Source organism: Candidatus Baltobacteraceae bacterium (genome assembly GCA_036489885.1).
Classification (GTDB): domain Bacteria; phylum Vulcanimicrobiota; class Vulcanimicrobiia; order Vulcanimicrobiales; family Vulcanimicrobiaceae; genus JAFAMS01.
In genome coordinates this window covers 568,246-595,092 of record DASXEW010000001.1, presented here as the reverse complement: position 1 = coordinate 595,092, position 26,847 = coordinate 568,246, and the positions used below count along the sequence as shown (strand labels likewise).

Here is a 26,847-nt window from a genome sequence, read left to right as displayed (position 1 = left end):
CGCGCGAAACCCTCGAATTGACCGCGTTCTATGCCCGAATCGAGCCTGGGAGAGCCGATACAAAAGCGCCTCTTGCCCCTCGATGTATTTCTCGAGGCAAGCCGATGCTTGTACTGTTATGACGCGCCTTGCACGCAGGCATGTCCCACGCACATCGACGTCCCGGGGTTCATCGGCAAGATCGCAACCGGCGATCTACTCGGGAGCGCGCGCACCATCATGGATGCAAATCCTATCGGCGCGAGCTGCGCGCGGGTGTGTCCAACCGAACAGCTGTGCGAGGGCGCGTGCGTCTACGAACATCAGGGCACGCCAATTCGAATCGGCGATTTGCAACGCTATGCGACCGACTGGCTGATCGATCACGGCGACGTCGAGCTTTTCTCCGCGGGTACGCCGACCGGACGCCGTGTCGCGATCGTCGGCGGGGGACCCGCGGGACTTGCTGCAGCGCGCGACCTGCGCCGTAAGGGCCACGACGTCACGATCTTCGAGAGCAGACCCGAAGCCGGTGGTCTCGATACGTACGGGATCGTTCCGTTCCGTCTACCGATCGAGGTTGCGTTGTGGGAAGCGCGACAGGTCGCGAATATGGGCGTCGAGATGCGCCTCGGAACCCGCGTCGGCACGGACGTTCTCCCGCAAGACCTCCTAGAGAACTATGATGCCGTCGTCATTGCGATGGGGATGGGCAGCGTTCCGCAGCTGGGGATTGCGGGCGAAGAACTTCCGGGCGTGTGGGATGCGCTCGACTTCATCGAGCGCGCGAAGCTCGGCAAGCCGATCGAGAAACTCGGTCATCGCGTTGCGATCATCGGAGCCGGAAACACCGCGATCGACGCTGCGACCTGCTCCCGGCGTCTGCACGCCGGATCGGTGACGATGTACTACCGTCGCGGCCCCGATGAGATGACCGCTTATCAATTCGAAGTTGAGTTCGCGAAAAGCGAAGACGTCGAGTTCCGCTTTCATGCCGTTCCGGTTCGCATTCTCGAACGCAACGGACGTGCCGGCGCGATCGAGTTCTTACGTGCGAAGCCCGGGCCGAGAAATGCAAAACTCGAAACGATCCCCGGATCCGAATACACGGTTGAAGTCGACACCATCGTTCGCGCGATCGGTCAAACGCGGCTTCTTCGGCTGCTCGACGATTTCGAAGTCCGTCACGACGGCAGCGTAGCGATCGTCAACGACGATTTCCAGACCTCGAACCCCAAGGTTTTCTGCGCCGGCGACATCGTGTTTCGAAGCGGAACCACCGATGCGATGGTCGTCGTGGCCGCTCAGCAAGGTAAACTGGCAGCCCGCGCGATCGACGGTTTCTTATCCCGAGGTATTTCATAATGGCCGATCTGCGAACGAATCTCGCGGGCATCGCAAGCCCCAATCCATTTTGGCTTGCTTCGGCTCCCCCGACGAACAGCGGTTACCAAATCATGCGCGCATTCGAGGCCGGCTGGGGCGGCGCCGTTTGGAAAACGCTGGGCGACCCGATCGTCAACGTGACTTCACGCTTTGCCGGACTCAATGCGGCCGGATACCGGATGTTCGGGATGAACAACATCGAGCTCATCACGGATCGGTCACTCGAAGATAATTGCCGCGAGATCGTGGAGGTGAAGAAACGCTTCCCCGATCGCGCGATCGTCGTTTCCCTGATGATGGAATGCAAACGAGAGCGGTGGCGCGACCTCGTTGCACGCGTGGAGCAAACCGGTTGCGATGGGCTCGAATTGAATTTCGGTTGCCCGCACGGCATGAGCGAGCGCGGCATGGGCTCGGCCGTCGGTCAAGATCCCGAATTGATCGAGGAAGTCACCTCGTGGGTCGTCGAGGCTACCCGCATTCCCGTTCTCGTAAAGCTCACGCCGAACGTGACCTCGATCAAGCACATGGGCCGTGCCGCACGGCGCGGGAAAGCCGCGGGCATCAGCCTCATCAACACGGTCAATAGCCTCATGGGCGTGGATCTCGAGACCTGGAATCCTATTCCGCACGTCGACGGAAAGAGCTCGCACGGCGGATTCTGCGGCCCGGCGGTCAAGCCGATCGCCCTCAACATGGTCGGCGAATGCGCCCGCGATTCCGAAATCGGGATTCCCCTCAGCGGCATCGGCGGGATCGCCACGTGGAGCGACGCCGTCGAATTCATGTTGATGGGTGCGACGAGCGTTCAGGTCTGCACCGCGGTGATGCATCACGGATTCCGGATCGTGGGCGATATGATCGAGGGCTTGAACAATTATCTCGACGGACGCGGTATCGCACGCGCCCAAGACATCATCGGGAAAACCGTCCCGAAGTTCGTAGACTGGAACGATTTGAACCTCGACTACAAAATCGTGGCTCGGATCGATCAGAGTCTCTGCATTCATTGCAACAAATGCTACATTGCGTGCGAGGACGCCGCGCACCAATGTATCGACCGGATACCGCGCAACGGCACGACCGACTGCGTCGTCGACGAATCGCATTGCGTGGGTTGCAATCTGTGCCAGATGGTCTGTCCAGTCGACGATTGCATAACGATGGTGCGCGTCGACGATGGGCGCTCAACGAGAACGTGGCACGACGTGGAGGCAACACAGGTATGATTTTAGGGGCGGAGCGCCTTTAGAATGGGGACGATCATCAAGGGCGGAACGGTTGTCACTGCGACGGACACCAGCAGGGCGGACATCCTCATCGAACGAGAGACCGTGGCCGCAATCGCGGCAAATATCCCGCCGGATTCGCACACGACGATCGACGCAAAAGGGATGCTCGTTTTCCCGGGGTTCATCGACCCGCATACGCATCTCGACATGCCGTTCGGCGGCACGGTTACCGCCGACGACTTCTTTACGGGAACCAAAGCAGCGGCGCTCGGCGGGACAACGTCTATCGTCGACTTCGCACTGCACACCAAAGGCGACTCGCTCAAGAACGCGCTCGACACCTGGCACAAGAAGGCTGCCGAGAAGGCCGTGATCGACTACGCCTTCCATCTAACTATTGCCGACGGTCGCCCCGAGACGATCGCCGAGATCCAGCGGATGATCGAGGACGAGGGCGTGAACTCGTTCAAGGTCTTCATGGCCTACAAGGGCATCTTGCAAGTCGACGACGAGACCATCTTCAAGGTGCTCAAGGCGGCCGCGAAACACGGTGGACTCGTGCAAGTTCACGCCGAGAACGGCGACGTGATCGAATGCATCGTCGCGCAAGCTCGCGCCGACGGCATGCGCGCGCCCAAATACCATGCGTTGACACGTCCCGTCGAATGCGAGGGCGAAGCGACGCATCGCGCGGTTCGGCTTGCCGAAATCGCGGAGGCTCCGATCTACGTCGTTCACGTTTCGAGCGCGATGGCAGCCGACGCGATCAGCGACGGACGCAAGCGTGGTTTGCCGATCTACGGCGAGACGTGTCCGCAGTATCTCGTTTGCAGCGTCGACGATTACGACCGGCCGGATTTCGCCGGAGCAAACTACGTGATGTCGCCGCCACTGCGTGAAAAGTGGAACCAGCAAGCTCTGCTCGGAAAGCTCAAGAACTTCGAGCTTCAAACCTTCGGCTCGGACCACTGCTCCTTCAATCACAAGGGACAAAAGGAGCTTGGCAAAGACGACTTCTCGAAGATTCCGAACGGTGCGCCGACGATCGAAGACCGCGTTGCGATTCTGTACAACAGCGGCGTCGTCTCGGGTCTCATCGGGCTGAACAAATTTGTCGCGCTGGCCAGCACGAATCCGGCGATCCTTTTCGGCCTCTTCCCCAAGAAAGGCACGATTGCGATAGGTAGCGACGCCGATATCGTCATTTGGGATCCGAAAGCGACGCGCACGATCAGCGCACGCGAGCATCACATGAATGTCGACAACAATATTTTCGAAGGCATGCAAGTCCACGGTCGCGCCAAGCACGTCTTTTCGCGCGGCTCGCAAATCGTCCGCGATGGTACGTTCGTCGGCGAACGCGGACGCGGTAAATTCACTCGCTCAGCTCCCTTCCGGCCGGTGCAATTATGAACGACAGCAGACCCGACATCGTTAAGATCGGGCTCATTCAAACCCATCACGACGTCGACGGTGGCCAGCCGGTCGCCGTGCACAAGCAGAAGGCGATCGAGAAGCACCTGCGGCTCGTCCGAGAAGCCGCGAAGAAGGGCGCCCAGATCGTCTGTCTTCAGGAGCTTTTTTACGGCCCGTACTTCTGCACCGAACAAACGCCGAAATGGTACGAGGCAACCGAACCGATTCCGGATGGTCCGACGACAAAGCTGATGCAGGATCTTGCAGCTGAGCTCGGCGTGGTGCTCGTCGTTCCGATGTACGAAGAAAAACAGCCGGGCGTTTATTACAACACGGCCGCAGTCATCGACGCGGACGGCTCATACCTCGGCAAGTATCGCAAACATCATCTTCCGCAGGTTGCGGCCGGACCCGCGCCGTGCGGTTTTTGGGAGAAGTATTACTTCAAGCCGGGTAACAGCGGCTATCCCGTCTTCGAAACCCGGTTCGCAAAAGTCGGCGTGTACATTTGCTACGACCGCCACTTCCCCGAAGGCGCCCGACTTCTCGGGCTTGCCGGAGCCGAAATCGTTTTCAATCCGTCGGCAACCGTCGCGGGGCTTTCGGAGTATCTCTGGAAACTCGAACAGCCTGCGCACGCCGTCGCGAACGGATACTACGTCGGCGCCATCAATCGCGTCGGCGTCGAGGGGCCGTGGAACATGGGCGAGTTCTACGGACAATCGTATCTCGTCGATCCGCGTGGACAATTCGTGGTTCAAGCCTCGCGCGATCGCGACGAGGCGATCGTCGGAAATTTAGACCGCAACGTCATTCGCGAGGTGCGCGACACCTGGCAGTTCTATCGCGACCGCCGTCCGGAAACGTACGGCGCGATGGTCGAGCTCTAGTGGCGAAAACACAAGCGCAGCACGGCGACATCGTCGTCCTTGAAGCGGATGCAATCGCCGAGGTGAGTGGAAACGGAGATCTCTGGAACGACGATCTCCGCCCTTGTACGCTTGTCGAGCACAATTGGCCCGGGCCGAAGTTCTCCACGCTCTGGATCGGCATGTGCTTGTGCCTTCCGACGTATTCGCTGGCCAGCGGAATGATCGCGCTCGGTATGAACTGGTCAGAAGCCGTGCTGACGGTCTTCGTCGGAAGCTGCGTCGTACTCGTGCCGATTCTCTTGGTGTCGCACGCCGGCACGCGCTTCGGTATCCCGTACCCCGTGTTCGCGCGCTTGTGGTTCGGGATGCGCGGAGCGCACCTGCCGGCACTCGCGCGAGCGGTCATTGCCGCCGGATGGTTCGGAATCAATTCGTGGTTCGGCGGTCTCGCGCTCGACGCGATTCTCGGGCGTTTGGTCGAAGCGTGGAACGCCACGAACGGCCATCTTGCAATCGCCTTCGGCGTCTTTTGGCTCTTGAACGTCGCTGTTGCATCACGCGGACCGCAAGCCATCGGACGGCTCGCACAAATATCAGCACCAACGCTCGCACTTGCAGCGCTGGCTCTTTTTGCATGGGGAATCAGCAGCGCAGGCGGGTTCGGACCGATGCTTGCAGCGCCGCCGACGCTGCACGGCGCGACCTTCTGGGCCGCGTTCTTTCCATCGGTGATCGGCGTCATCGCGTTCTGGGCAACGCTGGCGCTGAACATTCCGGATTACACGCGCTACGCCATAACGCAGCGCGGTCAGGCTCTCGGGCAAACGTTTTCAATGCCTTTGACGATGGCGATATTCTCCTTCATCGGGATCGCGGTCACATCCAGCACTGTGCTGCTCTTCGGAAAAGCCTTGTGGAATCCGATCGACTTGATCCTGAAATTTCCGACAGTTGTCGTCGTCATTGCCGGCATCATCGTGATGATGTCATCGATCACGATCAACGTCGGCGCAAACGTTATGGCGCCTGCGCGCGCGTTCGAAAATCTGTGGCCCAGCCGGATCACGTTCGCGATCGGCGCCGTCATCACGGGTTTGCTCTCGCTCTTGATGCAGCCGTGGTACGTCTTGGCGAACTACGGCAACTACATCTTCACCTGGCTCGGCACGTATGGCGCACTTCTAGGTCCGATCGACGGCATCGCAATCGCCGACTATTGGCTCGTTCGGAACAAGCAGCTCGACTTGCGGGCGCTCTATCAGGAGAAAAGCCGCTATGACTACGCCCGGGGCCTCAACCTGCGTGCGTTGATTGCCGTCGTCATCGGCTGGGCGATCGCGCTTCTTGGGCTGACGACGTCCGCGCTGCACTTTCTATGGTCCGGAGGATGGCTTTTCGGACTCGTTGGCGGATTGATCGCGTACGCGCTGCTGATGCGAGGGGACCCGTCGGTGCTGCGTTCTGGAGAATTTGACGCAATTACGGACACCGTCGTATGAGGTTCCCACGTGCATCTTTCAGACGTCGAACGCGATAAGCTGCTGCTTTCGTACGCCGCTGAGTTGGCATGGCGCCGGCGCAAGCGCGGCGTGCGGCTCAACTACCCGGAGGCAATTGCCGTCATTTCGTCCTTCGTTCTCGAAGGAGCACGCGACGGCGTTCCCGTCGCCGATCTCATGGAGCGCGGCCGGAATGTTCTGGCGCGCGAAGACGTGATGGACGGCATTCCCGAGATGTTGCACGAAGTCCAAGTCGAGGCAACCTTCCCCGATGGAACAAAGCTCGTGACGATCCACGAGCCGATCCCGTGAAGCCCGGCGAATTGCTTCCGGCATCCGGGGACATCGAGCTACGCGCCGGCCGCACGCGCCGCACCGTCGACGTCAAGAACACCGGTGACCGACCGATTCAAGTCGGCTCGCATGCGCACTTCGCCGAAGTCAACGATGCCCTCGTCTTCGATCGAGTCGCCGCTCACGGCATGTGCCTCGACATTCCCGCGGGTACAGCGATTCGTTTCGAGCCAGGTATCGAACGCCCAACCGGTCTCGTAGCGATTGGCGGCGAGCGACGCATCGTCGGGCTGCGCAATAAAGTAAACGGACAGCTAGACTAATGTTGTTGAGGGCCCCCTCGGGGAATGTCGGCATGGGGGGCGTGGAGCCTGGGGCGGAGCGCCTTTAAAATGAAGATCGATCGCGCGGCATACGCGCGTTTGTACGGACCGACAACAGGCGATCGCCTCCGACTTGCCGATACGGATCTCATCGTCGAGATCGAGCGCGATCTCGGAACGTATGGCGACGAGACCGTTTTCGGTGGCGGTAAAGTGATTCGCGATGCGATGGGTCAGCATCCGACCGCAACACGCGACGGCGACGGCGTTCTCGATACGGTGATCACGAACGTTACCATCATCGACGCCATCGGCGGCATTTATAAAGCCGACGTCGGTATTCGCGACGGGCGCATTGCGGGAATCGGAAAGTCAGGGAACCCATGGGTGATGGAAAGCGTCACGCCGGGGATGATCGTCGGCGCGGCAACTGAAGCGATCGCCGGCGAAAATCACGTGCTCACTGCCGGGGCAATCGACGCGCACATACATTTCATCTGTCCGCAGCAGGTTGACGTCGCCATCGCAAGCGGGATAACAACGATGATCGGGGGCGGAACCGGGCCTGCTTCGGGAACGAACGCGACGACCTGCACGCCCGGCGCGTGGCACATCGCTCGGATGCTCGAAGCCGTCGATTCACTCGCCGTGAACGTCGGCTTTCTCGGGAAAGGTAACGCATCCGACACGGCACCGCTCGCCGAACAAGTCAAAGCCGGCGCGATGGGTCTCAAGTTGCACGAGGACTGGGGGACGACGCCTGCTGCGATCGACACCGCCTTGCGCGTCGCCGACGAATACGACGTGCAAGTTGCGATCCACACCGACACGCTCAACGAGATGGGCTTCGTCGAGGAAACGATTCGTGCGATCGCCGGCCGCCCGATCCATACCTATCACACGGAAGGCGCCGGCGGCGGACACGCACCCGACATAATCCGAATCGCGGGCGAAGCGTATGTTCTGCCCTCGTCCACGAATCCTACACGTCCGTACACAATCAACACGATCGCCGAGCACCTCGACATGCTGATGGTCTGCCATCATCTCGACCCTAGGATCCCCGAAGACGTCGCGTTCGCAGATTCACGTATCCGCGCCGAGACGATAATGGCCGAGGACATCTTGCACGACATCGGCGCGCTTTCGATGCTTTCATCAGATTCGCAAGCGATGGGTCGCGTCGGCGAAGTGATCATGCGAACGTGGCAAACCGCGCACAAAATGAAACTGCAGCGAGGTCCCTTGCCCGGCGATACTGCCAAGAACGACAATGAGCGCGTCAAGCGATATATAGCAAAATACACGATCAATCCCGCGATCACGCACGGAGTAGCGCACGAAGTCGGTTCGATCGAAGTCGGCAAGCTTGCGGACCTCGTGCTCTGGAAGCCTGCGTTCTTTGGCGTGCGTCCCGAGCTGGTCATCAAAGGCGGCGCGATCGCGTGGGCGGCGATGGGAGACGCGAATGCTTCGATCCCAACCCCAGAACCCGTTCGCATGCGTCCGATGTGGGGCACGTATGGGCGGATGCCACAGTCGATTGCGGTTAGCTTCGTCTCAAATGCATCGCTCGCCGCCGGCATTTCCGAGCGGCATGCAACGGGACGGCGTCTGGTTGCCGTGCGTAACACGCGCTCGATCGGTAAGCGCGACATGATCCGCAACTCGGCGACGCCCCGTATCGAAGTCGACCCGAGGACCTACGAGGTACGAGCCGACGGCGAGCTGCTGCTATGCGAGCCCGCACGCGAGCTTCCTCTAGCCCAGCGGTATGCACTGTTTTGACGCTCCGCACGATCCCCGCGCCGCTCGGCAATCTGGATCGTTTCGATGTCGGGGCGCGGCGCGTCGAACGCGTCGTCGTCCGCAGTGACGATCTTGCAAAACGCGTCCTGCGCCTCGAAAGCAGCGTCGGCGAAATCGGAATTCGTTTCGATGACGAGCGCAGGCTTCGCGACGGCGACGTTCTCTACGCGGACGAGAATCTCGTCGTGATCGTCGGCGTCGAAGCCGACGAATTGTTCGTTATTCGGCCGCGTGACATCGGACAAGCCCTTGCGATTGGGCACGCGCTCGGAAACCGGCATCTTCCCGCGCAGTTCGACGGCGACGCGATCCTCGTCCGATACGATCCGCTCGTCGAAGCGCTTCTACGCGAACAAAACGTTCCATTTTCGCGCGAAGCGCGCGTCGTTGCCGAGCCTTTTCGCCACGCGCATGCACCGCATGGTCACGAATGAGCCTGGTGCAAATTCTCGTGCTGGCCGACAGCGCATTTCCGACGGGAGCTTTCGGGCACTCATTCGGCTTGGAAACTGCGATTCTCGACGGCCGCGCGTACGACGCCGATACGATTGCGACCTGGATATCGTCATTTGTTTTGGACGGCCTCGCGACGCTCGACGCGGCAGCCTTCGTTCTCGCAACTCGCGATGGAAATGATGTACTCGCCCTTGACGAAGTCGTAAGCGCGGCCATCGTTGCCGACGAGGTCCGGGCTGCGAATGCCCAGCTGGCTCGGGCAACGCTTGCGAGCTACGACGCGATGCGCCTTCAGTCTGATGCCCTCGATCGCTACAGCACTTTGCTTGCACGAAACGAAGCGTACGGCGTGCACTCGCTGGCCTGCGGGCTTGGCTATGCCGCCGCCGCCGTGCCATGGAGTGACGGATTGAGGGCCTATCTCTCGTGTACCGTCAGCGCGCTCGTGTCGGTAGCCGTGCGCGCGATCCCGCTGGGCCAGCGCGCAGGAGTCGACGTGCTTTGGCGGCTTCGATCGTTAATCGAAGAAGCGGCACAGCGCGCGCAGCGCGTCGAGTCCGCGGAGGATCTTCGCACGCAGGCCTTTGCCTGCGAGATCGACGCCATGCGCCACGCGTCGCTCGACGGAAGAATGTTCGCTTCGTGAGCGCACTGCGCGTCGGTATCGGCGGCCCCGTAGGAACCGGGAAAACTGCACTCGTCGAGCAGCTTGCACGGGCATTCCATCCGCGTTTCAACCTCGCCGTGGTGACGAACGACATCTATACGAAGGAAGACGCATTGATACTGACGCGTAGCGGGTGCCTTCCATCGGAACGAATCCTCGGGGTCGAGACCGGAGGCTGTCCGCACACGGCGATTCGCGAAGACGCCTCGCTCAATCTCGCAGCGATCGCGAATCTCGAAGGCAAGTTTCCCGGCCTAGAGCTCGTGATCGTTGAAAGCGGTGGCGACAATTTGGCCGCGACGTTCAGCCCCGATCTCGCCGACGTCACCGTCTACGTCATCGATGTTGCCGGAGGTGATAAGATTCCGGCGAAAGGCGGCCCCGGAATCAGCCGATCCGATCTGCTTGTCATCAACAAGATCGACCTCGCACCTCACGTCGGTGCTGATCTCGAACGGATGCGACGGGATGCGCAAGTAGCGCGTGGCGAGCGTCCGTTTCTGTTTACGGATATGCGGCACGGTGTCGGCGTCGATGCCGTCGTCGCGTTCGTCGAGCGCGCGACGTTGCTCGACGCGCGGCCATAGACGGCTTGCTGCTCCTCGACGCGGAGCAACGCGCCGGCGCGACGCGGCTCGTCCGCGTCTACTACGAAGGGACAGCGCGTTCGAGCCGCGCGTTTGACGACGGTATCGGAACGCGCGTCATCGTTTCGACGCTTGGACCCGGCTCGCTCGGTGGAGATCGGCTGCAAATCGTTGGACAGGTCGGTGCAGGCGCGCACCTGATCGTAGAAAGCCAGAGCGCGACGAAAATCTACGGCCCGGGCACCTCCAAATGCTTTGCGCACTGGACCGTCGCGGAAGGTGCGACTCTCGAGTTACGCACGGAACCACTGCTGCTATTCGGAACCGCGTGCTACGAAGGCCGCACCGAAATCGAGCTCGCGCCGACCGCGCGAATATCGATGCTCGAATGTATCGCGCAAGCCGAGAACGCACCAGCACGCGCCCGACTCATCACGACGATTCGTCGCGGCGAGCGTCTGGCGCTGCGCGACGCGATCGCGCTCGATACGGAAAGGCTTCAGTGTAGCGCGGTGGGCACGTTCGTCGGGTTCGGGGGCGAGCTGCGCGTAGCGGACGCGGACGATAATTCCGTTCGCATCGGCACCGGCTCCACGCTGCAAGGCGGACTATTTCTTCGCGCAATCGGACGGCGCGTGTGGGACGTCAGGGCGAGGCTAGCGTCCGCGTATTCGTTGCCTCAGGTCTTGCCGTTCTGCGACATCAAGTAGTCGACGATCTTGGGAACGTCATCGTCGGCGATCGTTGCTTTGTAAGCGGCGCGCATCTTATTGACCTCAGCCGTCCATTGCGCCCGGGTCAAAGCCGGTTGAAAATAGACGTAGTCGGCGTTGTGACAAACGAGACAATTGGCTTGCACGATCCCGAGATTCGGCCCCGCCTTGAACATGATGCTCGACGGTGGAAGCGTGATCGATTCGCTCTTTGGAAAACCCGCCGCTACGAGCCCGAGGACAACCGCGACGCCGAGCACGATCGTACGCATCATACCGTCACCTCATATGTCTCGATGTTGTTCTTCAGATAGCCGGCCGGATTCCAGACCGCAACGTTCGTCTGGACTTCACCATTGTTCGCCGTGGCGCGGCATGCGAGCGTGTGCGTGCCTGTACCGGCGCGTGTAGTCCAGTGCGCCGTCCATCTGCGGAAGCTGTAGTTTCCGAGATCGCGGCCAAGCTTTGATTCTCGCCACGTTTTCCCGCCGTCATCCGAGAACTCGACCATCTTGATTCCGCTGCCGCCATCGAAGGCAATCCCGCGAACTTCGGCACTGTAGCGGTAGGGGTACATCGGATCGGGCTTCTCGAGACCGGCAATGAAGTTGCCGTTCTGGACGTTCGTGACGAACGAGCGAACCCGCATCTTGTTGATGGGAATCGTCTTGTAACCGGTCTGATCCGGCGTCACGGAATTGTTCGGCGTGTCGGGTATGCGATAAGCCGTCGCCATCCAGAAATTGCCGTCGACGTGATCGATGACCTCAATATCCGTGAGCATCTTCACCCAATACGTCGCGAACCAGCCGGGCACGACCAAGCGAACTGGGAAACCGTTGAGCAGCGGCAGCGCCTCGCCGTTCATCTCGTATGCGACCAGCATGTCGGGATTGGCGGTAATGACGTCAACGTCGAAGGCTTTTTGAAAGCGCGGAGTTGCCGGAAGCACGCCGTGATCGAGCCCGTGTAGCGAAACTTGCTTTGCGCCGGCATCGACACCGGCTTTCTTCAGAATGTCGACGAGTCGCACGCCCTTCCAGCGCGCGTTGCCCATCCCGCCGTTCGCCCACTCACCACCGGCCACGCGCGGGTTGAAGAGACCGCGACTATTCCCTGAGCACTGATTGACTGCGACGATTTCCGCCGGCTCGAATTGCGTGCGGAGATCCGAGATACTGAGCGACAATGGCTTCTTGACAATTCCGTGAACATTGAGCCTAAAACTGGTCGCGTCGACGCTCGTCGGAAATCCCGCCTCGTGCCAACGTACGAAAAAAGCATCGTTCGGCGTGACATCGCTTTGGTCGAAGACCTCGAACGGGGTCTCCAAAATCGCCGGCCGGCTCGATTGCACGATCATCACGCGTTTTTGCGGGTACTTTAGCAGCGGCCGCTTCCCGTTTTGCATCGGGAGCTCGATCCAATTCTCTTCTGCCGCAACCGGTCCGGTGGTTGCAAACGCGGCGCCAGCCGCCGCAGACCCAACGAGAAATTCGCGCCGTCTTAAACGCATCGCAGTCCCCCCTCTGCGGCAATTTTCGTTACTTGCTCGCTTTTGTCATCCCGCGCGTAGCAAGGATGACAAAAGAGGGATCAGACTCGCCCTTATGTTGCTGCGGTCGCCATCAATTGATCGGCAACTTTTTGCGGCGCGATCTCAAAGCGATCGTGCTTCCAACGGAATGTTCCGAGGCCTTGCGAGATCGTTCGCAGCTCCGTGATGTAGTGCGAGAGCTCGGCTTGCGGAACGAATGCGGCTATATGATGGAAGCCCGTCCTTTCCGACGGCTCGAATGCGAGAACTTGTCCGCGTTTCGTCGTTACCTGCGAGAGGGCGTTGGAGGCGTACGCATTCGGCACCTCCGCGTCGAGGCGCACGATCGGTTCGAGCACGACAGGCTTGCACTTCGGAATTCCGTCGCGCATCGCCATCGAGCCGGCCGTTCGGAACGCCTGGTCGCTCGAGTCAACGTCATGATATTGTCCGTCGTAAAGCGTGACGTGCACGTCAACGACGGGATATCCGCCCAGGGGACCGCGCTCGAGTGCTTCGCGGACGCCTCGTTCGACGGCCGGTATGAAGTTGCGCGGCACCACGCCGCCAACGATTTTATCCTCGAAGGTCACGCCGTTGCCGCGTGGACGCGCCTCGATGCGAATTTTCACGTCGGCAAATTGTCCGTGGCCACCGGTTTGGTGTTTGTACCGCGCATGAACTTCCGTGCCGCCGATGATTGTCGTACGATAGGCGATCGACGGCTCTTTGGCGTCGAGACTCAGATTGTACTTACGTGCAAGGCGTTCGAGCGCGGTCGAAACGTGCACCTCGCCGCTGCCCAGCAGTTGTAGTTCGTTTGTGAATTCCGCGCGTCCGACGCGAAGGCTGGGGTCTTCTTCGATCAATCGAGCGAGCGATTGCGAAAGCTTGGCTTCGTCCAGCTTTTCCTTCGGCTTCACCGCGACGGCAAACACCGGATCCGAAAGCGGAACGGTCGGCATGACGATGTCGGTCCCGGGTGAGACGAGCGTATCTCCGGTGCCGACGCCGTCCATGCGCGCAATACCGACGATGCTGCCGGGCCCGGCTTCCGTGACCGGGCTCTGTTTCTTGCCTTGCAGACGATACAGACCACTCATTCTGACCGCCGCGTTGCTGCGCGACGATACGACGAGGGGCGAATCGGGTTTGAGCGTTCCGGTCAAAACGCGCGCAACCGAAAGTTTGCCTTGTTGATTGACTGTTGTCTTGCAGACTTGCAAAACGATCGGTCCATCAGGGCGCACGTTGACGTCACGACCGTCAATGTCGTTGTGCGGAAGCGTATTCGGCGCCGGGCAGAGCCGATCGATTGCAGCGACTAGCGCATTCATTCCCGTACCGTTCAGCGCAGCTGCGACCATCACGGGCGCGACGAGGTCGTGCGTCGCGTCCTCGGCGAGATCTCTGATGACCTCTTCCCTAGAAGGCTCTTTGTCTTCGAGCAGCTCCTCGAGCAATGTATCGTCGAAATCACCAAGTGCTTCGAGCAACTCACGCCGGAAGCGCGACACGTTGTCACGCACGCCGTCGTTGATCTCGACCTGGTGTTCTTTACCGTCAGGATCGAACGCATACGCGACCTGTTCGACGAGATCGACGTAGCCTTGCAGCTCCGGACCTGCGCCGATCGGCAAATGCTCGGGAATGACGTGCAGTCCGTACGAATCGCGCAGCGCTGCAAGCGTCCCGATGTAATCCGCACCTTCGCGATCCATCTTATTGACCACGAAAAGATGCGGCATCTTTCGCGATTCGATGAAATCGATCAGCGACTGCGTCTGCATGATGCGCGTCGGATCGGGATCGACGACGACGATCGCGGCGTCGGCAGCGAGCAGTGCTTGCTTCGTCTCCTCAAAAAAATCAACGAAGCCCGGGCAGTCGATTAAATTGAGTTCGACGTTGCCACAGGCTGTGTAGGCGAAGCTGACGCACGTGGATTGCGCGTGCCCGATACATTCGGGCTCGAAATCGGTGATGGTTGTCCCATCGTGTACCGATCCGCGTCGTGGAATCGCGCCGCAATGTGCGAGCAGCGCTTCAATCAGGGTCGTCTTGCCGCTATGGTGCGGACCGACGACCGCTACGTCCCTCAGGCGTGAAAGTTCCGGCATGGCAGAGACTCCGAATTACGCGTGGGACGGGGGCGTTCGCCCTTGCCGGACGCCGCCCTTCCGGCATCAGAAAAGGCGCTTTGTGTCGAGTAGAATCGTGACCGGACCATCGTTTACCAGCTCGATCGCCATCGTCGCACCGAAGCGGCCGGTTGCAGTTGTGAGCCCCTGCAGACGCAGCTCGGCAACGACCCGTTCGTAAAGCGGCTCGGCCTGTTCCGGCCGCGCCGCCGCGATGAACGAAGGACGCCTGCCTTTACGCACGTCGCCGTGCAGCGTGAACTGCGAAATGACGAGCACGGCGCCACCGGCTTCCGCAACGTCGCGATTCATATTGCCCTCGCCGTCACGGAAGATGCGCAGCGACGCAATTTTTCGGCCGAGGCTAACCGCGTCTTCGACGTCATCATCGACCCCGACGCCGACGAGCACCAGCAATCCACCGTCGATCACGCCGACGACGTCCTCGTCGACACGCACCTGCGCACGCGTCACCCGTTGGACGACGGCACGCATCGCGCCCTACTGCATGATCTTAGCGAGAACGAGCAGCCGGTGCCGGAGGACGAGTTTCGCCTCCCGTGCGGGTTCGTCGGCCGGCGTGAATGATTCCAAGTGTTTATCGAGCTGCTGACCACGCGTGAGCGCGTCTTTGTAGTTCTCGCTTTTGATCGACTTCTCCATGGCCGTGACGAGCCGAGGAAGATCCCGCACCTGCGCCGGGTATTTCGCGGCGTTGCGAATCAAGTCGGCGGTTATTGCATTGACTGCTTCCGCCACTTGTTTTGCTTCCGCGGCATCCCTCAATTCCGCAATGGGATCGTCCATGAATTGATCGTTCATGCGGAGTCCTTTTGCACGCTTGGGGGTACACCCTCGCAAGCAAGCTCCATTAGTGACGCAGCGTATCTTCGACGCTGCGTGCAATCGCCAGCAAACGGGCGTCGTCGCCGCCGCTTGCGAGCAGTTGCAAACCAACCGGCAGTCGCGAGCCAAACGATCCGATCGGCAACGAGACCCCGCACTGCCCGAAGACGTTGCCCGGACGAGTGTTGCGTAGGGTGCGCCGATTCCAAGCTCCCGCAGCTTCGATCGTCTTGCACTCCGCAACAGGTAAAGGGATTGTCGGGCTCGTCGGGCTGATCCACGCATCGAAGCCGCGCATCCGCTCCGCCGCAGCCGCGACCAAGACGCCGCAACGCCGGACCATCGTGATATAGTCGCTGGCCGTGATTTCGAGACCGCCGGCGATGCGCTGGCGCACGACGGAGTCCAAAACGTCGAGGTGCTTTTCAACGCGCTCTCGACCCAGCGTCGCGACGAGATCGGCGGTAATCATTTTCGCAAAAACCGAATCGACCAGATCCAGCTCTGGCAGATCGACGACGTCGATCCGGACGCCCGCACGTTCGAGGCGCGCCATGGCTTCGTCCGAGCAACGCTTCACGTCAGGATCCAAATCGTCGAAGAATACCCGCGACGGCCGTCCGAACCGCAAGCGATCGATGCGGACTTCAGGCGTACGCATAGGCGTGAGCGTTTCGAAGATTTGCACCGTGTCTTGGACGCTGCGCGTCAACGGTCCGATCGTATCGAGCAAGGGTGACAGCGGAAAAACGCCGTCGATCGACCAGACGCCGGGACTCGGCCGATATCCGACGAGTCCGCAGAGCGCCGCGGGCTCACGAACGGAGCCGCCCGTGTCGGTGCCGATCGCGAAATCGCAAAAACCGGCGGCGGTTGCGCATGCAGAGCCATTGCTCGAGCCACCCGGAATCCGGTGCACGTCGAGATCGCACGGATTCCATGGCGTACGCCGTTCGAGATTATATGTGCCGAGCGCGAATTCCGTAGCGCGCGTCTTTCCGATAATCACACAACCAGCCGCGCGTAAACTCTGCACGAACTGACCTTCCGGCGGGACCAGATCGTCGATCGGCATCTCGCTTCCGGCGCGCGTCGGCATCCCGGTTACGGCCAGATGATCCTTGACGGCGACGATCTTACCATGAAGCGGGCCGAGCACCGTTCCGGCATCGCGCATTCGATCGAGGCTGCGTGCGGTCGCGAGCGCACGCTCGCGATCGACGTAAATAAAGGCTCCGATCTTCGCATCGAGCTCGTCGATGCGCTGCAAATATTGCAGCGTTTGTTCTTCAGCAGACATTGCCGCGTCATTCGGCTCTGCTTCTATGGAGTTCCCGTTACCGTGCGGGCCGCTCGAATGTTTCACTGCCGCGCGCGAAACATGCCCCCTGTCGCGGCGTACATAGACCGTAGGAAAAGAAAGGACAAAAACAATGACGCTCGCATCACCACACGCGCTCCCGATCCAGATTCGTCAGCCCTCAGTCCCGGTACGTGGAACTCTGCCAAACGGTCTGTCCCAAGACCGCTCGACGTTCCCAGGCTGGGGTCCCAAGCTCTAATTGTGCGTCGAACCGCACGGGAGAGGCGAGTCCGGGGAAGAAATTCTTCTTCATGGGCCCTGGGTCGTTTCATGGAGTCCAAATCCTGCTCATACTCGGCGAGGCACTGTTCGTATCAGTGCTCTTCGTCGTATGTTTCCGTGTACGTCCGTGGCTAGGTCTCGCACCGCTTTATGCGATGACCGGTGTGATCTACTATCTCGCATCCTTTTTGGCGGGAACGGTCTACATTCAGGTCGCGCCGTCGATTGTCGTTTCACCCGGTTCCGTCGCGTACTTCCCTGCGCTGCTGTTCGTTGTTCTCGCGATCTACATCGTCGAGGACGCGCTGGAAGCGCGACGTCTGATCTCCGGGCTGCTCGCCACGAACCTCTTTCTCGCGGTCGTCGGCTATTTGACCGCCGTGCACTTGCAATTGCCGGGAGCGATCAATCCGTACCACCTGCCGAGCGGGCTCTTCGTCACGCAGCCGCGCATCCTGACCGTCAGCCTGTTAGCAATGTTCGCGGACACGCTGATGATCATCGTCGCCTACGAGGTTCTGAGCCGCTTCATCTCGGTTCTCTTTCTGCGCATCTACGTTGCGGTCGGCATCACGCTGGCGTTCGACACCTTACTCTTTGTCACGGGGATCGCATTCGAACGGCCTGAGTATACGGCAATCCTCAAGAGCGAGATCATCGGCAAACTCGTCATTGGAGTGATCTACTCCGCGGCGCTCACGATATATCTGCGCTGGTTTGCGATGCAGACGACAAGCGGTGCGGGCGAGGCTCCGATCACGGACACAATTCGCGTCCTCACGTATCGTCAGCGATTTGACGTACTTCTGGCGCACACGAATAAAGACGCGCTCACCGGGCTCTACAACCGCGGGTTCCTCGATGAGATCTTGGACTCGGCCGCGTCGATCTCGCTGCGTTCGGGGCGGACGCTCTCGATTCTCATGGCGGACATCGACTTTTTCAAGCGCGTCAACGATACGCGAGGACATGCCGTCGGCGACCGGGTTCTGCACGACGTCGGCAGCTCGCTGACCATGACATTCCGCTCCGCCGACTATGTCTGCCGTTACGGTGGTGAAGAGTTTGTCGTCGTCCTACCCAACACGGACTTCGAAGCGGCGACACAGCTTGCCGAGCGTGCCCGGCAAAATGTCGCAGAGAACGTGGGCGTTACGATCACGATCGGCGTTGCGATGCTGCGCGATGACGGCTATACGCCCGATGAGCTGCTTCTTGCCGCGGATCGCAGACTCTATGAAGGCAAGGAAATGGGACGCAACAAGGTCGTCAGCGAGGTCCCGGACTTCTCCGCGACCGCTTAGGCCTCTGTATCGAGTATCCCAAGCGCGTCGCCGGCTTGATCGTCGAGCTTCGCCAGCGCCTGTAGGCCGGCTTTGCGGGCGACGTCACCGAGATTGAACTGCTGAATCTCATCGGCAGCGTCAGCATCGTCGCCTTCGGCGAGCGACGCGATCGAGTCTGACGCCGTGCGCGAAAGCGATGCCTCTTGCTTGTCGACGGCGTTCATCAGGTCGATCGGACCGATCTCGGACATAAACGCTGACTTTCTGGCAACTTCGCGGCCACCCTTCGGCGGTATCGTCTCGCGGTGTCAGATACGCTCGTGCGCGAGCTCGTTGCTGCGCCCGACGCGGCCTGCCGCCGCGCAGTGATCAAAACCTTGCGACGATTCGGTTCCGGCGCATTGCAGTTTGCAACGACCGCGAACATTCGCGTACACGTCCTTGCCGAGGGCGAACGCTATCGAGATCTTTCGCCCGCGTTGCGACGGCTTGGAATCGACGTCGATTCGTGGCCCGCTCCACCGGCGGGATTGTTCGTCGTGGAAGAACGCCGCGTCTATCTGCGCGCGCTCGGTGCGATGACGGTCGCGCACGAGTTTGGACATGCTCTCGACTGCGCGCTCGGGGGCGGAACGTACCGCTCCGCGGTCGATCCCGCTATACGCCGGGCCTACTCGCGCGCAAAGGCGTTTGTTACGCCATACGCGGCCTCCGGGATCGACGAATATTTCGCCGAGGCGATCCGCGCCCACATCGGCGCAAACGACCCGGTCTCGCCGTGGCCGGAAGCGACTCGCGCGCGGCTGCGCATGGTCGATCCGGAAATGGCGAAGATCGTCGCCCGCTTATTCCGTAGCGAGTTAGCTCGGCTTGACCACCATCACGAAGACGATGACAACGGCGATGATGCCGAGGATCATGCCGATGCTATTGCCGCGCGACGCTAACTTGACGGCTTCGGGGCTGTTGATCCCGCCGCTCGCAATTGCCGCGATCTGATTCTTGAGTGTCGGCGTGTAGAACGCGACCGCGATGATCACCAAGATGACGTACAAGACGAGCGCGATATCGATCCACTTCGTCCCCAGACCGTAGCCGCCGAGGTAGACCTCGAGCAATCCGGTTACGAGCAACAAACCGTAGGCCGGATTCGCGAGACGGTCGTCAAGGATCTTGATGCCTCGCAGAATCGTCTCTGCCGATTCAGGATTCGTTTTTAGGCGTGCGAGCCAGACTGCGTAGGTCGCGTTCGTTCCGAGCGCGACGATCGCCAGCAACACATGGATGAACTTGACGATCAGGTACAACATCACTCGACCACCCTTATCGGCTTGCCCGCAAGCCAAGCCGCGATGTCTTCAACTGTCTCGCGATAGAACGTTTGATACGAGGCGTCGGCAACGTATCCGAGGTGCGGCGTGAGAACGGTATTCGGCGCGTGGAGAATCGGATCGTCTGCCGGAAGCGGCTCGTGATCGTACACATCGATCCCGACGCCTGCAATCTGGCCGGCATGTAAGGCGCCGATGAGCGCCGACGTATCCACGATCGGACCACGGGAGGTATTGACGAGATACGCCGTCTTCTTCATCCAGCCGAGCTCTTCGTGGCTGACGATCTTGCGTGTGCGCTCGCTCAACACGAGATGGACCGTGATCACGTCGGCACGCTCGAAGAGCTGGCGCTTCGTCACGAGCTCGGCGCCTTGTTCGACGGCGCGTTCTTTCGTGAGATTTTGACTCCACGCGATGACGTGCATGCCGAAGGCGCGCCCAATCTGCGCAACCTGCGAACCGAGACGCCCAAGGCCGACGACACCGAGTGTCTTGTTGCGCAACTCCATGCCGACGGCGATCTGCCAGCGATGCTCGCGCAGGCCGTGATCCTCGCGCGGAATCCCGCGCACAACGGCGAGAATCAACCCCCACGCCAGCTCGATCGTCGAACCTTCGCTGCCGGCCGTACCACAGACCGTGATACCGCGTTCCTTGCAGGCAGCCAAGTCGACCGATGCGTTGCGTTTTCCGGTCGTGACGATCAGCTTGAGCTTTGGAAGCTGCTGAATCAACGACCGCGGGAACGGGGTGCGCTCGCGCATGATCGCAATGATCTCGAACATCGAGAGCCGTTGAACCAGCTCATCCTCGTTTTCGACGTGATCGTGAAAGAACCGAACCCCGACATTTTTCCCGAGTGAACCCCAGTCTCCGAGCGTGCGCGCCACGCCTTGATAGTCGTCGAGAACCGCGATGTTCATGCTCAAGCCGGCGCGCCGGGTGGAACGACGACGATCTTCATCGGATCGCCCTCACGCTCGCGCATGACGCGCAAGGCTTCGCTGATCTGATCGAGCGGAAATTCGTGCGTCACCAACTCCTCGCAGCGTAGACGGCCGCGTTGTGCCAGCGAAACCGCGCGCTTCACGTTGTTTCCGCCTTCGCCGCGACTCGTATAAATCGTGATGTCGCTGCGAACGATTGCGCTCATATCAACCGTGACAGGACCCGGATAGAACGCCACGATGAGTATCTTGCCGCCGCGTTTCGTGACACTGACGCATTGCTGCGGCGCGTCAACAGCGCCGGATGCCTCAATCGCGAGATCGACGCCTTTGCCACCGGTAAGCTCCATGATGCGTTTGACCGGATCGGTGTTTCGCGCGTTGACGATCTCATCCGCGCCAAGTTTCTTCCCAAGCGCGAGACGGCTGTCACGCGTTCCGACCAGGATAACGCTATTGGCGCCGAGCTGGTGCACGGCTTGGACCGTCATGAGACCGACGGGTCCGGGTCCCCACACGGCGACATCTTGGCCGAGTATATATCCGCCGGCGACGTCGAGACCGTACAAACCCGTGCCCGCCGTCATGATCAAGACGGCGTCTTTATAAGTCAGCGGCTTTGGAAGTTTGTAGAGCGAGCCGACGTGATGCAACGCGTATTCCGCGAAACCGCCATCGGTTGTCATTCCGGTTGCGCGCTGCCCCTTAGCCGGGTTGCCATAGTTGAGACACGCCGTATATTTTCCGACGAGGCAGTTGTCGCAGCGTCCGCAGCCGTGATGCGCTTCGATCGCAACGTCATCACCGACCGCGAGTTCATCGACGCTCGCACCGACTGCCGCGACGCGTCCCGTCCACTCGTGTCCGGGCGTGTATTCGCCGAACGGCGGCGTCAGCGGGAAATGGCCGTCGTATATTTTGAGATCGGTCCCACACATGCCGCACATCGCCACCTGCACGAGCACTTCACCGGGACCGGGCTTGGGGACGGGCTTGTCGACAACTCGCATGTCTCCCGGCCCGAAGAGCACCGCGGCCTTCATGAAGCTACGTCGGTAAGACCCATTAGCGTGCGAATGCGCTCTTGATCGCGGCGGAGCTGCGCCGCGTCGCCTTCGTAGACGATCTTTCCGTCATCCATCACGTATGCGCGATCGGCGATCTTGAGTGCCAAGAGTGCGTTCTGCTCGACCAGCAAAATCGAAACGCCGTGCGCCTTCATCTCCTCGAGAATGCGGTAGACTTCCTCGACAATCAGCGGCGCGAGGCCTTGTGACGGCTCATCGACGAGCAGCAGCATCGGATTTGCAACCAAGCCGCGTCCGATCGCAAGCATCTCTTGCTCGCCGCCGGAGAGACGGCCGGCTTTGCGCCGTCGCAGCTCAGCGAGTTTCGGTAGATGCTCGAGCACGCGTGCGATCGACCATACTCCAGGGCGGCCGTTCTGTGCCAGCTCCAAATTCTCGTACGTCGTCAGCGATTTGAACATACGCCGGCCTTCGGGCACGTAGCCGACGCCGAGGCGCGCGATCCGATAGGCGGGCCAGCCGAGAATCTCTTGACCGCTGAGCTTGATCGAGCCCGATTGGGCGCGCGTCAAACCGAGAATGCTGCGCATCGTCGTCGACTTGCCCGCGCCGTTTAACCCGAGCAGCGCGACCAATTCACCTTTGCCGACCGTCAAGGATACGTCACGCAAAATGTGGCTCTTGCCGTAGAACGTCTCGAGATTCCGGACTTCGAGTAACGACTCAGACACGGGCGATCACCTCGCGGCCCAGATACGCTTCGCGGACTGCTTCGTTCGACGAAATCTCTTGGGGTGTTCCTTCGGCCAGCTTCGCGCCGCGATCCAGAACGGTGATGATCTCCGCGACGTTCAGCACGACGCGCATATTGTGCTCGACGAAGAGCACGGTTAATCCCAACCGGTCGCGCAGATCGCGTACGGTGTCGATCACCCGCGATGTTTCCGATTCCGCGAGACCCGCCATCGGCTCGTCCAGCAGAACGAGAACAGGAGCGGGGGTGAGACTCATAGCGATCTCACACAGGCGCTGGCTTCCGTGCGAAAGCTCGGCGACTAGGCGGTTTGCGTAACGCGTCAAATTGACGAAGCCCAGCAGTTCTTCAACGCGTTCCTCGAGCTTCTTTCGCTGCGAGCGGGACGGCACGCGCATTTCGAACGCGACGTTCTGCTGCGCTTGCACACCGATCATCAAGTTCTCATGAACGCTCAGCTCCGGGAAAATACTCGGCGTCTGAAAGGTCCGGCTCATACCACGGCGGATGCGTTTCCAGCTAACTTCGCGCGTGATGTCTGCGCCCCGAAACGAAACATCGCCGGCGTCGGGATAATAATAGCCGGAGAGCGTATTGAAAAACGTCGTCTTTCCCGCGCCATTAGGACCGATCAACGCGTGAATCGTCCCTGAACAGACGTCGATCGAAACGTCGTTGACGGCCTGCAAGCCCCCGAAGCTTTTCGAGACGTTGCGCGCGGCGAGAAGAACTTCGCTCATGCCGATATACTCGCCGGCTCGGCTTCCGGAGCTTCCTCGTGCTTTACGCCGCCGTTGCGTGCGACGAGTGCTGCGATCACCGTTCCCAGAATCCCGCGCGGGAAACCGATGACGCATGCAATGAAAATGCCGCCCAAAAATATCTCCCAGGCCGGCGTGATCGTCGAGAGTATCTCTTTGCCTAACACGTAGATCAGTGCGCCGAGCAGTGGTCCCCAGACGGTGCCGGCGCCGCCAAGGACGGCCATCAAAAAGAAATCGCCCGACTGATGCCAGTCGAGCTCGAGCGGAAACGTAAAGAGGATCGAAATTGCGTAGAGCGCGCCGGCGAGGCCGGCATAGGCACCCGCTACGAGCAGCGCCACGAGCACGAAGCTGTCGCTATTGAGACCGAGGTGCCGCACGCGAACTTCGTTTTGCTTGATCGCGATGAGCGTATGCCCAAACGGTGATTTCGTGAGATACCAAAACGCGAGCAGCGTCAGTAAGAAGATACCGAGAGTGAGATAATAGAGCGCCGTCTCGTGAAAGGCGAAGTTCATGCCGGCGAGATGAAACACTGGGCGCTGAAACGTCATTCCGTCCTCGCCGCCCGTCACGTCTCTCATCCGATAAGCGACAAAATAGAAGATCTGCCCGAAAGCAATCGTCAACAGTCCGAAATAGATCCCGCGACGGCGCAGCAAGAACCAGGAGATGAGAAGCGTTCCGAGCAGCGCAAGCACGACGCCGAAGAGGATCGAGACAACGAATCCCGCGTGCAGAAACGTTATCGACAAGCTCACACCGTATGCGCCGAGACCGAAGAGCGCGGCGCTTCCAAACAGCGGAAGACCGGTGTAGCCGAACATTACGTTGACGCTCATCGCGGCCATCGCAAAGACGACGACCTCGCTGATGATCGAGATGTCGAGGCCGAAGTGCGGCGAGATCTGCGGCGCGAGGAGCATGATGACGATGACGACGGCCGAGCTGAGATAGCCGAGACGCTTCAGATTCACCCGAACAGCCCTTCTTCACCGAAGAGACCGCGCGGACGAATCGAGAGCACGACCGCCATCAGTATGTACATCGAGACTTCGCTGGCTGCGGGGATGTAGAGCGTCGTCAGCGCGATAACAACGCCGATAAGGATGCCGCCCGCGATGCTTCCGAGCAGGCTGCCCATACCGCCGATGATGACGCAAATGAAGGCCGGCATCAGGAGCGCGTTGCCGCTGGTGGGATTTAGTCCGAGCAATCCGGCCGAGAGAACACCGGCAACTCCGGCCAACAGAATCCCGATACCAAAGTTGATCATGTACAGCAGCTGCGTGTTCGTACCGAGCGCCGCGATCATCTCCGAATCCAAAACCGCCGCTCGCAGCCGAAGTCCGAATTGCGTCCCGCGCAAGAAGAGCGTCAGCGCCGCGATGACGATGATCAGCACCAGCGCGATGAACAGCCGGTAAACCGGATACGCCATGAAGCCGAGCTGCACCGTTCCGGCGAGCGAAGGCGGCGGCGTGAACGGAACGCCATTTGCTCCCCAAATCAAACGGAACGCTTCTTCGGCGACGAGTGCGAGGCCGAACGTCAGCAGCAAGCTGTAGATCGGGTCGCGGCCGTACAGCGGACGGATCAGCGTGCGTTCCGCGATAATGCCGACGACAACAGTCAAGAGCGGCGCGAGGATCAGCGCCAGCCAATACGGCGAGCCGGCCAGCACGAGCGAGAATGCGAGATACCCAGCGAGCGTCAAGAAACTTGTATGGGCAAGGTTGATCGTGCCGGTCAAGTTCATGATCAACGACAAGCCCAGCGCAACGACCGCATAGAACGCGCCCAGGATAAGACCATTGAAGACAGACGGGAGCAGCTGATCCATCAAGCGCCCGACTCGGTGGGGCTGCCCCAATTATCCTGCCAAAGTTGAAGAGCCCCACCGAAGTGGGGCTCTTTTCGTTTTAGGTGGCTCCCGTCTTTACGACGTCCAGAACCGGGTGTGGTGGTATCGGATCGATGCCGTGGATCGCGAGATCCCCGTCCTCCATTTCCGGCTGACTCGCCCTCAGAGGGATGACGAGCGAGATGAGCTTTAGGATAATAAACGTCGCGATCGCATCCCAGACGATGATGAATGCCGCGGCTTGGGCCTGGTGGATCAGCTGCGTGAAGCCGCCTCCATAGAACAGGCCGGTCGCGGAGACGGCAGACGTCTTCTTGTCCGTGCTGAGGTACTCGAGCATGTTGCCGTTGGCGAAGATGCCGACGCACAGGCCGCCTACCAGACCCGCAACGCCATGCGTGTGCAGGACGCTGAACGTGTCGTCGACGCGCTTCATGAACGGACGTTGCCCGATCAGGTTGAGCGTCAGCCACGGGATGATGCCGGCGCACAAGCCGACCATGATCGCGCCGAACGTGTCGACGTAACCGGCGCAAGGCGTGATGCCCACGAGTCCGGCGATCATACCGTTGATCATCGAGACCGCATTCGGTTTGCCCGTCGACCACATATCGAGAACCAGCCAGCACAACAGCGCAACGGCCGTCGTGACGTTGGTGTTGAGCACGGCTGCAGCTGCGTCAGCGTTCGCAAAGTACGGGTCGCCACCGTTGAAACCGTTCCAACCCAGCCACAAGATGCCGGCGCCTGCGAGCGCCATGATCAAGTTGTTCGGTTCGAACTCTTGGCGATCGGCGAGCAAACGCGGACCGACGACGGCGGCCGCGACAAAGCCCGATACACCGGCGGCCAAATGGATGACGTAACCACCGGAGTAATCGAGTGCGCCGAGTTGCGAAAGCCAACCGCCGCCCCAAATCGCGTACGCACCGACTGTATAGACGAGCGAGCTCCAAAGGGGAACGAAGATCATCCACGCTTTGAAATTCATGCGTGCGAAGACCGAGCCCGCGATCAAGATCGGCGTGATCGCGGCAAATACGAATTGGAAATACATCATCGCTGCGCCCGGAAAACGCAATGGCGGCATTCCAGCCGCAGCAAGGGGGATATTTCCTTGCCCTAAGATCTGGTTTGGATCCAGCGCGAAATGCGGAATCCCGATCAACTGGCTAAGGATGCCGGCGCCGAGCATTGCCGGTGCGCCGAAGCTCATATTGTAGCCCCACAGCACCCAGCACACGAGCACGATCGAAAACGCATAGAAGCACATAACGGCGGAATTCAGCGCCCATTTTTTCTTTACCAAACCGCCGTAGAGTATCGCGAGTCCGGGAATGCTCTGCATGCCGACAAACGTTGCGGCAGTCAATTGCCACGCCGTATCACCAGAGTTGAGATACGGCGGCGCGGGAATGTATGGGTTTACGTCAGCTAAAAACAAAAGAAAGTTATCCCCCTGTGCGAGAGTAGCTTCACGCGACTAGCGTAACGCCTCGCGCCCGTTTGCGCCTTCGACAAGCACCAA

At 60.3% G+C, this 26,847-nt stretch carries 29 protein-coding genes; 14 read left to right on the top strand and 15 right to left on the bottom strand.

All coding sequences use genetic code 11. The annotated features are described in order from the left end of the window. The first annotated feature begins 30 nt into the window (after window positions 1-30). From VGG22_02845 to VGG22_02790, 12 genes are all read left to right on the top strand, one after another. Complete coding sequence (locus tag VGG22_02845) at window positions 31-1,344, top strand: NAD(P)-dependent oxidoreductase (GenBank protein ID HEY1727301.1); 1,314 nt, start codon at window positions 31-33, stop codon at window positions 1,342-1,344. After that, window positions 1,344-2,594 carry an NAD-dependent dihydropyrimidine dehydrogenase subunit PreA gene (gene preA, locus VGG22_02840; GenBank protein HEY1727300.1) on the top strand — a complete coding sequence of 417 codons (1,251 nt, stop codon included), beginning with the start codon at window positions 1,344-1,346 and terminating at the stop codon, window positions 2,592-2,594. The genes VGG22_02845 and preA overlap by 1 nt, the downstream gene beginning before the upstream one ends. 24 nt (window positions 2,595-2,618) lie before the next feature. Continuing rightward, on the top strand, window positions 2,619-4,010 hold the full coding sequence (gene hydA, locus VGG22_02835) for a dihydropyrimidinase (protein ID HEY1727299.1): 1,392 nt from the start codon (window positions 2,619-2,621) through the stop codon (window positions 4,008-4,010). After that, the gene (locus tag VGG22_02830; protein HEY1727298.1) at window positions 4,007-4,903 is read left to right on the top strand and encodes a nitrilase-related carbon-nitrogen hydrolase; all 897 of its coding nucleotides are present in this window, start codon (window positions 4,007-4,009) and stop codon (window positions 4,901-4,903) included. The genes hydA and VGG22_02830 overlap by 4 nt, the downstream gene beginning before the upstream one ends. After that, window positions 4,903-6,384: an NCS1 family nucleobase:cation symporter-1 gene (locus tag VGG22_02825; protein ID HEY1727297.1), complete on the top strand. Its 1,482-nt coding sequence runs from the start codon at window positions 4,903-4,905 to the stop codon at window positions 6,382-6,384. The genes VGG22_02830 and VGG22_02825 overlap by 1 nt, the downstream gene beginning before the upstream one ends. Before the next feature lie 9 nt (window positions 6,385-6,393). After that, the gene (locus VGG22_02820) at window positions 6,394-6,696 is read left to right on the top strand and encodes an urease subunit gamma (GenBank protein HEY1727296.1); all 303 of its coding nucleotides are present in this window, start codon (window positions 6,394-6,396) and stop codon (window positions 6,694-6,696) included. Continuing rightward, a complete protein-coding gene (locus tag VGG22_02815; protein ID HEY1727295.1) occupies window positions 6,693-7,001 on the top strand; it encodes an urease subunit beta in 309 nt (102 codons plus the stop codon). The genes VGG22_02820 and VGG22_02815 overlap by 4 nt, the downstream gene beginning before the upstream one ends. A gap of 69 nt (window positions 7,002-7,070) precedes the next feature. Then, complete coding sequence (ureC, locus tag VGG22_02810; GenBank protein HEY1727294.1) at window positions 7,071-8,789, top strand: urease subunit alpha; 1,719 nt, start codon at window positions 7,071-7,073, stop codon at window positions 8,787-8,789. After that, window positions 8,786-9,244 carry an urease accessory protein UreE gene (locus tag VGG22_02805; protein ID HEY1727293.1) on the top strand — a complete coding sequence of 153 codons (459 nt, stop codon included), beginning with the start codon at window positions 8,786-8,788 and terminating at the stop codon, window positions 9,242-9,244. The genes ureC and VGG22_02805 overlap by 4 nt, the downstream gene beginning before the upstream one ends. Continuing rightward, window positions 9,241-9,912, top strand: coding sequence for an urease accessory UreF family protein (locus VGG22_02800; GenBank protein ID HEY1727292.1), 672 nt, complete (start codon window positions 9,241-9,243; stop codon window positions 9,910-9,912). Before VGG22_02805 ends, VGG22_02800 begins: the two co-directional genes overlap by 4 nt. Then, window positions 9,909-10,520, top strand: coding sequence for an urease accessory protein UreG (ureG, locus tag VGG22_02795; GenBank protein HEY1727291.1), 612 nt, complete (start codon window positions 9,909-9,911; stop codon window positions 10,518-10,520). Before VGG22_02800 ends, ureG begins: the two co-directional genes overlap by 4 nt. Window positions 10,521-10,525: 5 nt before the next feature. Continuing rightward, entirely contained in the window at window positions 10,526-11,230 is a 705-nt protein-coding gene (locus tag VGG22_02790) for an urease accessory protein UreD (GenBank protein HEY1727290.1), read from the top strand. On the opposite strand, the gene VGG22_02785 is transcribed toward VGG22_02790, so the two are convergent. The 6 genes from VGG22_02785 to VGG22_02760 form a co-directional block, all read right to left on the bottom strand. Beyond that, a complete protein-coding gene (locus VGG22_02785) occupies window positions 11,200-11,508 on the bottom strand; it encodes a hypothetical protein (protein HEY1727289.1) in 309 nt (102 codons plus the stop codon). The two genes, VGG22_02790 and VGG22_02785, sit on opposite strands and share 31 nt — an antisense overlap. Continuing rightward, entirely contained in the window at window positions 11,505-12,749 is a 1,245-nt protein-coding gene (locus VGG22_02780; GenBank protein ID HEY1727288.1) for a molybdopterin-dependent oxidoreductase, read from the bottom strand. The genes VGG22_02785 and VGG22_02780 overlap by 4 nt, the downstream gene beginning before the upstream one ends. A 92-nt stretch (window positions 12,750-12,841) precedes the next feature. Continuing rightward, complete coding sequence (locus VGG22_02775) at window positions 12,842-14,890, bottom strand: elongation factor G (protein HEY1727287.1); 2,049 nt, start codon at window positions 14,888-14,890, stop codon at window positions 12,842-12,844. A gap of 66 nt (window positions 14,891-14,956) precedes the next feature. Next, window positions 14,957-15,406 carry a D-aminoacyl-tRNA deacylase gene (gene dtd / locus VGG22_02770; GenBank protein ID HEY1727286.1) on the bottom strand — a complete coding sequence of 150 codons (450 nt, stop codon included), beginning with the start codon at window positions 15,404-15,406 and terminating at the stop codon, window positions 14,957-14,959. Window positions 15,407-15,412: 6 nt separating this feature from the next. Further along, window positions 15,413-15,733, bottom strand: coding sequence for a hypothetical protein (locus VGG22_02765; GenBank protein HEY1727285.1), 321 nt, complete (start codon window positions 15,731-15,733; stop codon window positions 15,413-15,415). 49 nt (window positions 15,734-15,782) lie between these two features. Beyond that, complete coding sequence (locus VGG22_02760) at window positions 15,783-17,057, bottom strand: amidase (protein HEY1727284.1); 1,275 nt, start codon at window positions 17,055-17,057, stop codon at window positions 15,783-15,785. A 314-nt stretch (window positions 17,058-17,371) separates the two neighbouring features. On the opposite strand from VGG22_02760, the gene VGG22_02755 reads away from it, so the two are divergent. After that, complete coding sequence (locus tag VGG22_02755) at window positions 17,372-18,646, top strand: diguanylate cyclase (GenBank protein ID HEY1727283.1); 1,275 nt, start codon at window positions 17,372-17,374, stop codon at window positions 18,644-18,646. Here the strand turns inward: VGG22_02755 and VGG22_02750 are convergent. Continuing rightward, window positions 18,643-18,879 (bottom strand): hypothetical protein, encoded by a 237-nt coding sequence (locus VGG22_02750; GenBank protein ID HEY1727282.1) that lies wholly within the window; start codon window positions 18,877-18,879, stop codon window positions 18,643-18,645. The genes VGG22_02755 and VGG22_02750 overlap by 4 nt on opposite strands. A gap of 54 nt (window positions 18,880-18,933) precedes the next feature. On the opposite strand from VGG22_02750, the gene VGG22_02745 reads away from it, so the two are divergent. Beyond that, window positions 18,934-19,575 carry a hypothetical protein gene (locus tag VGG22_02745; protein HEY1727281.1) on the top strand — a complete coding sequence of 214 codons (642 nt, stop codon included), beginning with the start codon at window positions 18,934-18,936 and terminating at the stop codon, window positions 19,573-19,575. Here VGG22_02745 and VGG22_02740 read toward each other — a convergent pair. The 8 genes from VGG22_02740 to amt form a co-directional block, all read right to left on the bottom strand. Beyond that, on the bottom strand, window positions 19,489-19,938 hold the full coding sequence (locus VGG22_02740; GenBank protein ID HEY1727280.1) for a DUF2269 family protein: 450 nt from the start codon (window positions 19,936-19,938) through the stop codon (window positions 19,489-19,491). The two genes, VGG22_02745 and VGG22_02740, sit on opposite strands and share 87 nt — an antisense overlap. Beyond that, the gene (locus tag VGG22_02735) at window positions 19,938-20,885 is read right to left on the bottom strand and encodes a D-2-hydroxyacid dehydrogenase family protein (GenBank protein HEY1727279.1); all 948 of its coding nucleotides are present in this window, start codon (window positions 20,883-20,885) and stop codon (window positions 19,938-19,940) included. The genes VGG22_02740 and VGG22_02735 overlap by 1 nt, the downstream gene beginning before the upstream one ends. 2 nt (window positions 20,886-20,887) lie before the next feature. After that, window positions 20,888-21,952, bottom strand: coding sequence for an alcohol dehydrogenase catalytic domain-containing protein (locus VGG22_02730; GenBank protein HEY1727278.1), 1,065 nt, complete (start codon window positions 21,950-21,952; stop codon window positions 20,888-20,890). After that, entirely contained in the window at window positions 21,949-22,668 is a 720-nt protein-coding gene (locus VGG22_02725) for an ABC transporter ATP-binding protein (GenBank protein ID HEY1727277.1), read from the bottom strand. The genes VGG22_02730 and VGG22_02725 overlap by 4 nt, the downstream gene beginning before the upstream one ends. Beyond that, entirely contained in the window at window positions 22,661-23,431 is a 771-nt protein-coding gene (locus tag VGG22_02720; protein HEY1727276.1) for an ABC transporter ATP-binding protein, read from the bottom strand. Before VGG22_02720 ends, VGG22_02725 begins: the two co-directional genes overlap by 8 nt. Next, on the bottom strand, window positions 23,428-24,432 hold the full coding sequence (locus VGG22_02715; GenBank protein ID HEY1727275.1) for a branched-chain amino acid ABC transporter permease: 1,005 nt from the start codon (window positions 24,430-24,432) through the stop codon (window positions 23,428-23,430). The genes VGG22_02720 and VGG22_02715 overlap by 4 nt, the downstream gene beginning before the upstream one ends. Then, on the bottom strand, window positions 24,429-25,298 hold the full coding sequence (locus tag VGG22_02710; protein HEY1727274.1) for a branched-chain amino acid ABC transporter permease: 870 nt from the start codon (window positions 25,296-25,298) through the stop codon (window positions 24,429-24,431). Before VGG22_02710 ends, VGG22_02715 begins: the two co-directional genes overlap by 4 nt. Window positions 25,299-25,377: 79 nt before the next feature. Next, a complete protein-coding gene (amt, locus tag VGG22_02705) occupies window positions 25,378-26,763 on the bottom strand; it encodes an ammonium transporter (protein ID HEY1727273.1) in 1,386 nt (461 codons plus the stop codon). Between the last annotated feature and the right edge of the window lie 84 nt (window positions 26,764-26,847).

Coding starts and splice junctions, on each gene's coding strand:
- VGG22_02785 (HEY1727289.1), bottom strand. CDS start 11,508: ATGATGCGTACGATCGTGCTCGGCGTCGCGGTTGTCCTCGGGCTCGTA.
- hydA (HEY1727299.1), top strand. CDS start 2,619: ATGGGGACGATCATCAAGGGCGGAACGGTTGTCACTGCGACGGACACC.
- VGG22_02730 (HEY1727278.1), bottom strand. CDS start 21,952: ATGAAGGCCGCGGTGCTCTTCGGGCCGGGAGACATGCGAGTTGTCGAC.
- VGG22_02740 (HEY1727280.1), bottom strand. CDS start 19,938: ATGTTGTACCTGATCGTCAAGTTCATCCATGTGTTGCTGGCGATCGTC.
- VGG22_02755 (HEY1727283.1), top strand. CDS start 17,372: ATGGGCCCTGGGTCGTTTCATGGAGTCCAAATCCTGCTCATACTCGGC.
- VGG22_02780 (HEY1727288.1), bottom strand. CDS start 12,749: ATGCGTTTAAGACGGCGCGAATTTCTCGTTGGGTCTGCGGCGGCTGGC.
- VGG22_02845 (HEY1727301.1), top strand. CDS start 31: ATGCCCGAATCGAGCCTGGGAGAGCCGATACAAAAGCGCCTCTTGCCC.
- dtd (HEY1727286.1), bottom strand. CDS start 15,406: ATGCGTGCCGTCGTCCAACGGGTGACGCGTGCGCAGGTGCGTGTCGAC.
- preA (HEY1727300.1), top strand. CDS start 1,344: ATGGCCGATCTGCGAACGAATCTCGCGGGCATCGCAAGCCCCAATCCA.
- VGG22_02750 (HEY1727282.1), bottom strand. CDS start 18,879: ATGTCCGAGATCGGTCCGATCGACCTGATGAACGCCGTCGACAAGCAA.
- VGG22_02765 (HEY1727285.1), bottom strand. CDS start 15,733: ATGAACGATCAATTCATGGACGATCCCATTGCGGAATTGAGGGATGCC.
- VGG22_02710 (HEY1727274.1), bottom strand. CDS start 25,298: ATGGATCAGCTGCTCCCGTCTGTCTTCAATGGTCTTATCCTGGGCGCG.
- VGG22_02760 (HEY1727284.1), bottom strand. CDS start 17,057: ATGTCTGCTGAAGAACAAACGCTGCAATATTTGCAGCGCATCGACGAG.
- VGG22_02735 (HEY1727279.1), bottom strand. CDS start 20,885: ATGAACATCGCGGTTCTCGACGACTATCAAGGCGTGGCGCGCACGCTC.
- VGG22_02800 (HEY1727292.1), top strand. CDS start 9,241: ATGAGCCTGGTGCAAATTCTCGTGCTGGCCGACAGCGCATTTCCGACG.
- ureC (HEY1727294.1), top strand. CDS start 7,071: ATGAAGATCGATCGCGCGGCATACGCGCGTTTGTACGGACCGACAACA.
- VGG22_02775 (HEY1727287.1), bottom strand. CDS start 14,890: ATGCCGGAACTTTCACGCCTGAGGGACGTAGCGGTCGTCGGTCCGCAC.
- VGG22_02720 (HEY1727276.1), bottom strand. CDS start 23,431: ATGAGCGAAGTTCTTCTCGCCGCGCGCAACGTCTCGAAAAGCTTCGGG.
- VGG22_02830 (HEY1727298.1), top strand. CDS start 4,007: ATGAACGACAGCAGACCCGACATCGTTAAGATCGGGCTCATTCAAACC.